The 4,663-nt window shown below is 72.2% G+C and carries 4 protein-coding genes and 1 pseudogene; 1 reads left to right on the top strand and 4 read right to left on the bottom strand.

Annotated elements, in window-relative coordinates:
- Window positions 1-95: pseudogene (locus ACFXPK_RS32555) on the top strand (ATP-binding cassette domain-containing protein); the annotation flags it as partial.
- Between the two features lie 348 nt (window positions 96-443).
- Here the strand turns inward: ACFXPK_RS32555 and dpgB are convergent.
- The 4 genes from dpgB to ACFXPK_RS32575 form a co-directional block, all read right to left on the bottom strand.
- Window positions 444-1,187, bottom strand: coding sequence for an enoyl-CoA-hydratase DpgB (gene dpgB, locus ACFXPK_RS32560; protein WP_385003392.1), 744 nt, complete (start codon window positions 1,185-1,187; stop codon window positions 444-446).
- Window positions 1,188-1,207: 20 nt separating this feature from the next.
- Window positions 1,208-2,350 (bottom strand): 3,5-dihydroxyphenylacetyl-CoA synthase DpgA, encoded by a 1,143-nt coding sequence (gene dpgA / locus ACFXPK_RS32565; RefSeq protein WP_385003395.1) that lies wholly within the window; start codon window positions 2,348-2,350, stop codon window positions 1,208-1,210.
- A 150-nt stretch (window positions 2,351-2,500) separates the two neighbouring features.
- Window positions 2,501-3,421, bottom strand: coding sequence for a TauD/TfdA dioxygenase family protein (locus tag ACFXPK_RS32570; protein ID WP_385080761.1), 921 nt, complete (start codon window positions 3,419-3,421; stop codon window positions 2,501-2,503).
- Between the two features lie 105 nt (window positions 3,422-3,526).
- Window positions 3,527-4,456 carry a sulfotransferase domain-containing protein gene (locus ACFXPK_RS32575; protein ID WP_385003400.1) on the bottom strand — a complete coding sequence of 310 codons (930 nt, stop codon included), beginning with the start codon at window positions 4,454-4,456 and terminating at the stop codon, window positions 3,527-3,529.
- Window positions 4,457-4,663 lie beyond the last annotated feature (207 nt).

Here is a 4,663-nt window from a genome sequence, read left to right on the forward strand (position 1 = left end):
TGCCCCGCCCCGCCGAGCTGGCCCGGCGCTATCCGCACGAACTCTCCGGCGGCCAGCAGCAGCGCGTCGCCATCGCCATGGCCATCGCGGCCCGCGGCCCTCGGCCACCATCTGTGCGCGGGTCGGCACCAGGCCGGGGAACCGGTCGGCGGCGTCCCGCACCAGCTCAGGCAGGCGTACCCGGCGGGCCATCCCGTCGGTGAGCAGCGCGTAGACGGTCTCGGCGTGCCGGGCGAGGAAAGCGCGCCGGGCCTGCCGGACGTCCGCGTGCAGCGCGGCGGCACGGTCCCGGTCCTCGGGGGTGCGGTCGGGCACCGGCGGCAGGGCGGCGAGCCGCCGCTCGATCTCGGCCACGTGCTCGTCCAGCCGCTGGGCGTCGGTCCCGATGTGACCGGTGGGGTCCTGGACGGCGACGGCGGGAGAACCGGTGGAGGGGCCGACGCTCACCTTGCCGCCTCCGTCCCCAGGTCCGCGGGGGCGGCCGTCGCCCCGTCGGACCGGTCCGCGCGCAGGCGGCGCAACTCCCGGTCGCAGGCGGCGAGATGGGTGCCGAGGGCGTCGTCGTACTCGGCGGACGCGGCCTCCTCCAGCAGTCGGCGGCGGATGCGGGTCTCGCGGTCGGAGAGCCGGCCGCGCAGCACGGCGGCGGTGTGGACGGCTTCGTCCAGGTCGTCGCTGACCTGGTCGACGATGCCGAGTTCGGTGGCGGTGGAGAGGGTGACGGCGGAGTCCCACAGCACGATGCGGCGGGCGCGGGCCAGGCCGATGTGGCGGACGAGGCGGTAGAGGGACATGCCGGGCCAGAAGTGCCCGTCGTTGATGGGCAGCATCAGCCGCAGGTCGGGGGTGCCGATGCGGAAGTCCGCGGCGAGCAGCAGGTCCAGGACGGGGCCGCCGCAGGTGCCCTGGGCGGCGGCGATGTTGACGTTGTCGAGCCGTTCCAGTCGCCGGACGGCGCGTTCCCAGCGGTTGACCTCCTGGATGGTCACGTCGCCGGGCCATTCGCGGGGCTGCGGCGGGGAGTGCGTGAACCGCAGGACGACGACGGTGCGTTGCCGCTGCTGTTCGGCCTCCTGGCACACCTCGTTCACCGTGGCGGTCAGCTCGGACAGCGGGCTTCCGGCGTCCAGCCGGGCCAGGATTCCCAGTCCGTCGGGCAGCCTTGTGCGGTCGGGCTCGGTCTTCATCTCGCCGGGGGTTCCTTCCGTCACCAGCCCACCAGGGCCGTCTCGATGGTGGATCCGGGCCCCATCGTCATCAGCACCCCGAGGTCCCCGGGCACGGCTGCCTTCTCGTCGCGCAGCCGCTGGTAGGAGAAGAGGAACGAGCCGCTGGAGAGGTTGCCGTGGTCGCGCAGGACTCCGGTGGTGTGCCGTACGTCGTGCCGGGACAGACCGAGGTTGACCCGGACCGAGTCGATGACCTTCTTGCCGCCGGAGTGCACCACCCAGTGCGCGATGTCGTCGGTGCGCAGTCCGGTGCCCGCCAGGAGCCGTTCCACAGCGGTCTCGGCGTGGGCGCCGACGACGTAGGGCACCTCGGGGTCGAGGTAGAAGCTGAACTTGCCGTGGGTGTCGTCCCAGTCGTAGCGCATCGCGTCGACGGCCTCGGTGATGATGTGGCTGGTGAACCTCAGCAGCGCCGGGGCCGGCGACGGTTCCTCGCCGGGGTGTGCGGGTGCCCGGACCGCGACGGCCGCCGAACCGTCGCCGAACAGGCTGTTGACGACCGAGGAGCGCATGGTGCCGTCGAAGACGTAGGCGGCGGAGCAGGCTTCCACGCAGACCATCAGCGCGAGTTCGCCGGGGTGTCCCCCGGCCCAGCCCGTGACGGCGTTGAGCGCGTTCAGCCCGGCGTTGCAGCCCATGCCGACGACGTCCAGGCGCTGGCAGGACCGTTCGATGCCGAGGTCCCTGATGAGCAGCGCGGACAACCCGGGGGTGAGGAGTCCGGTGGAGGTGACGCAGCACAGGTAGCGGACGTCGGCGAGGGTCGCGCCGGCGTCCTCCAGGCAGCGCTCGACGGCCTCGCGGCCCATCCGCAGTCCGGTCTCGGTGTGTTTGCGCAGCAGGTCGCCCTGGGACTCCGTGGCGGGCAGCCCGTCGGGACCCGTCGGGGGCAGGGTGAGGTTGCGGCGCGTGATGGCTCCGCCGAGGAACACCGAGCGGATCTTCCGGTCGGTGATGCCGAAGGTGTCGAGGATCTCGCGCTGTGTGTACGACGCCGGCGGCACGGCGGTGCCGACACCGACGATGCCCGGTGCCCGGGAGCCCGCTTGATCGGGCAGGCTCTCGGGCGCCGGGGCGGCCGGTTGCTGGGTTCCACCCACGTCTTCCTCCGTAGGACGCATGACCGGGGCTGACACAGGGCCGGGGCGCCGCCCTCCGGTCGGGCCTCGGCCTGGTAGCGATGTTCGAGAAGAGCCCGGCGCACCGCACCAGGGCTTGCCGCAGTTACGCCGGTGCCGGCGGCCGGGCGGGGCCGGTGACACCGTGCGTCGTCAGTAGCCGACGCGGGCGTTGACGCGGCGCGGGTAGTACCGCTCGTCACCGTTGCGCCGGTACTCGGGCTTGGCCGGGGTGCCGCCGGTGGGCAGGTCACCGTTGACGGTGACGCGCTGGCCGCGGCGGTGTTCCTGGTAGTCGTTGATGGCGATGTGCTGGGTGACCCGGTTGTCCCAGAGGGCCACGGTGTGCGGGTCCCAGCGGTAGCGGCAGGTGAAGGCCGGCTGCTCGGAGTGCTCGAAGAGGTGCTGGAGCACGACGTCGCTCTCCTGCCGGGTGAGCTGCGGGATGTGCGAGGTCCACATGCGGGTGACGTAGAGGGACCGGCGGCCGGTGACCGGATGGACGCGGACCACGGGGTGCTCGGCGGACATCTCGACGACCGGCGGGATCTTCAGGACGTGGACGGCGGTGAGGCCCTCCAGCATCTCCTGGAACGAGGGGGACAGCCTGTCGTACGCCGCGTACTGGTTGCTCCACATGGTGTCGCCGCCCGCGGGGGGACAGGTGATCAGGTGGAGGATCGACGCGATGGGCGGGCTGGGGCTGAAGCTGACGTCGATGTGCCACTCGTCGGCCTTGCCGCCCTTGTCCGGCTCGATCACCGTGATCTCGGGATGGTCCGCCAGCTTGGGCAGGAACGGGTGGACCTCGACCTCGCCGAAGCGGCGGCCGAACGCCACGTGTGCCTTCGGGGTCAGCTTCTCCTGGTCCGGGAAGAACAGCACGAGGTGTTCGAGCATGAGGGCGTGGATCCGCTCGAACTGCGCGTCCGTGATCTCGTTCAGGTCGATTCCGCGCACCTCGGCGCCGAGCGCGCCGGAGACGGGGCGGATGTCGAACTCGTCGCCGGGGGCGGAACCGGCGGCCGGCACGGTGAGGGCGGTGGCAGGCCCTGCTGCTGCGGACTGCGTCACAGCGCTGTCTCCTTCGTCTGTACGGAGGTCGGGAAGGGAGGTCCGTGAGGGGAGGGCGGGGTGTGTCCTGGGGCCCGGTGGCGGGCGGGGCGGAGCCGCCACGGCTCAGTCGCGGGCGTCCGCTCCACCGCCGTGCAGCCAGTCCAGGAACGGCCGGGGGGCGAGGGCACCGACCCGCGTGCGGTACGCCTCCAGGTCGTCCTCGGTCAGCACGTCGCGCCCGCCGCCCGAGCGTCCCTCGCGGAAGAACTGCCCCGGGTCCGCGAGGATCTCCTTGTCCGGCGCCAGGTAGGCCGCGCGGTCCTTCATCTCGTCGAAGGTGGCGGCCTTGACCAGCTCGGGCCAGACCGACTGGCCCACGGTGATGCCGAGCCAGTGGGCCAGCGAGGCCATCTGGCCCGCCAGGTCGGCGCACAGGTCGTCGTAGTGCAGGAGCCTGACGTTCGGCTCCGCCCGCCGGTGCCAGGCGTCGAGGGGGTGATGCAGTTCGGCCGCGGCCAGGTCCTGCTCCCAGCCGTCGGACGGGTTGGGGTGGCACCAGTTCAGCAGGTACTCGCGCACCGGCGGCAGCGTGAGCGTGGACGGGCCGGAGGACTCGTCGCCCTGGTCGCTGTTGAAGGCGTGCAGCCACTCGGCGCGGACGTTGGCGGCCTGGTGGTACATGGACAGGGCCCGGTCGAGGGGGTGCCGGGCGACGACGAGGTAGTTGACGCGCGGGTCGAGCGGCAGGCCGTCGAGCGGCACGTGCGTCTTGATGACGCGACGGTGCTCCTGTTCGGCGAGTTGCGCGTAGATCTGCTCCTGAGGTGTGAACAGCTGGTCCAGCCACGGCGACAGGGTCGACAGCGGCTTGGGCAGTTCGGGGGTCTGGAAGATGAGCAGCGCGCAGATCATCTGCACCCACGTCGTGCCCGCCTTCGCCGGGCTGCTGACGACGATGTCGCCGTCACGCAGCGGGAAGTCGTTCCAGCGGGCGCTGTCCTGTTGGGGGGACTTGTACCGGCGCGGTACTCGGTTCGGTTCGTCGACGTGCATGGCGGCGCTCCTCTGAGGAGGACGGAGAGGCGGCGGACAGCGTCACAATCCGTCGTGGGGCCGGGGAACTGCATCCCCGTTCACCACAGTTACGGCCGATCGGTGATCCGTCGGCCGCGGCCGGGGCCGGCCGCCGGGAGCCGCGCGCCGGCCCCGCCAGCCGGGGGCACGTGGTGCCGGGTGGCGGGGGGGCGGTGACCCCCACAC

The organism is Streptomyces sp. NPDC059142 (assembly GCF_042755665.1).
Lineage (GTDB): Bacteria > Actinomycetota > Actinomycetes > Streptomycetales > Streptomycetaceae > Streptomyces.

Coding starts and splice junctions, on each gene's coding strand:
- dpgB (WP_385003392.1), bottom strand. CDS start 1,187: ATGAAGACCGAGCCCGACCGCACAAGGCTGCCCGACGGACTGGGAATC.
- dpgA (WP_385003395.1), bottom strand. CDS start 2,350: ATGCGTCCTACGGAGGAAGACGTGGGTGGAACCCAGCAACCGGCCGCC.
- ACFXPK_RS32575 (WP_385003400.1), bottom strand. CDS start 4,456: ATGCACGTCGACGAACCGAACCGAGTACCGCGCCGGTACAAGTCCCCC.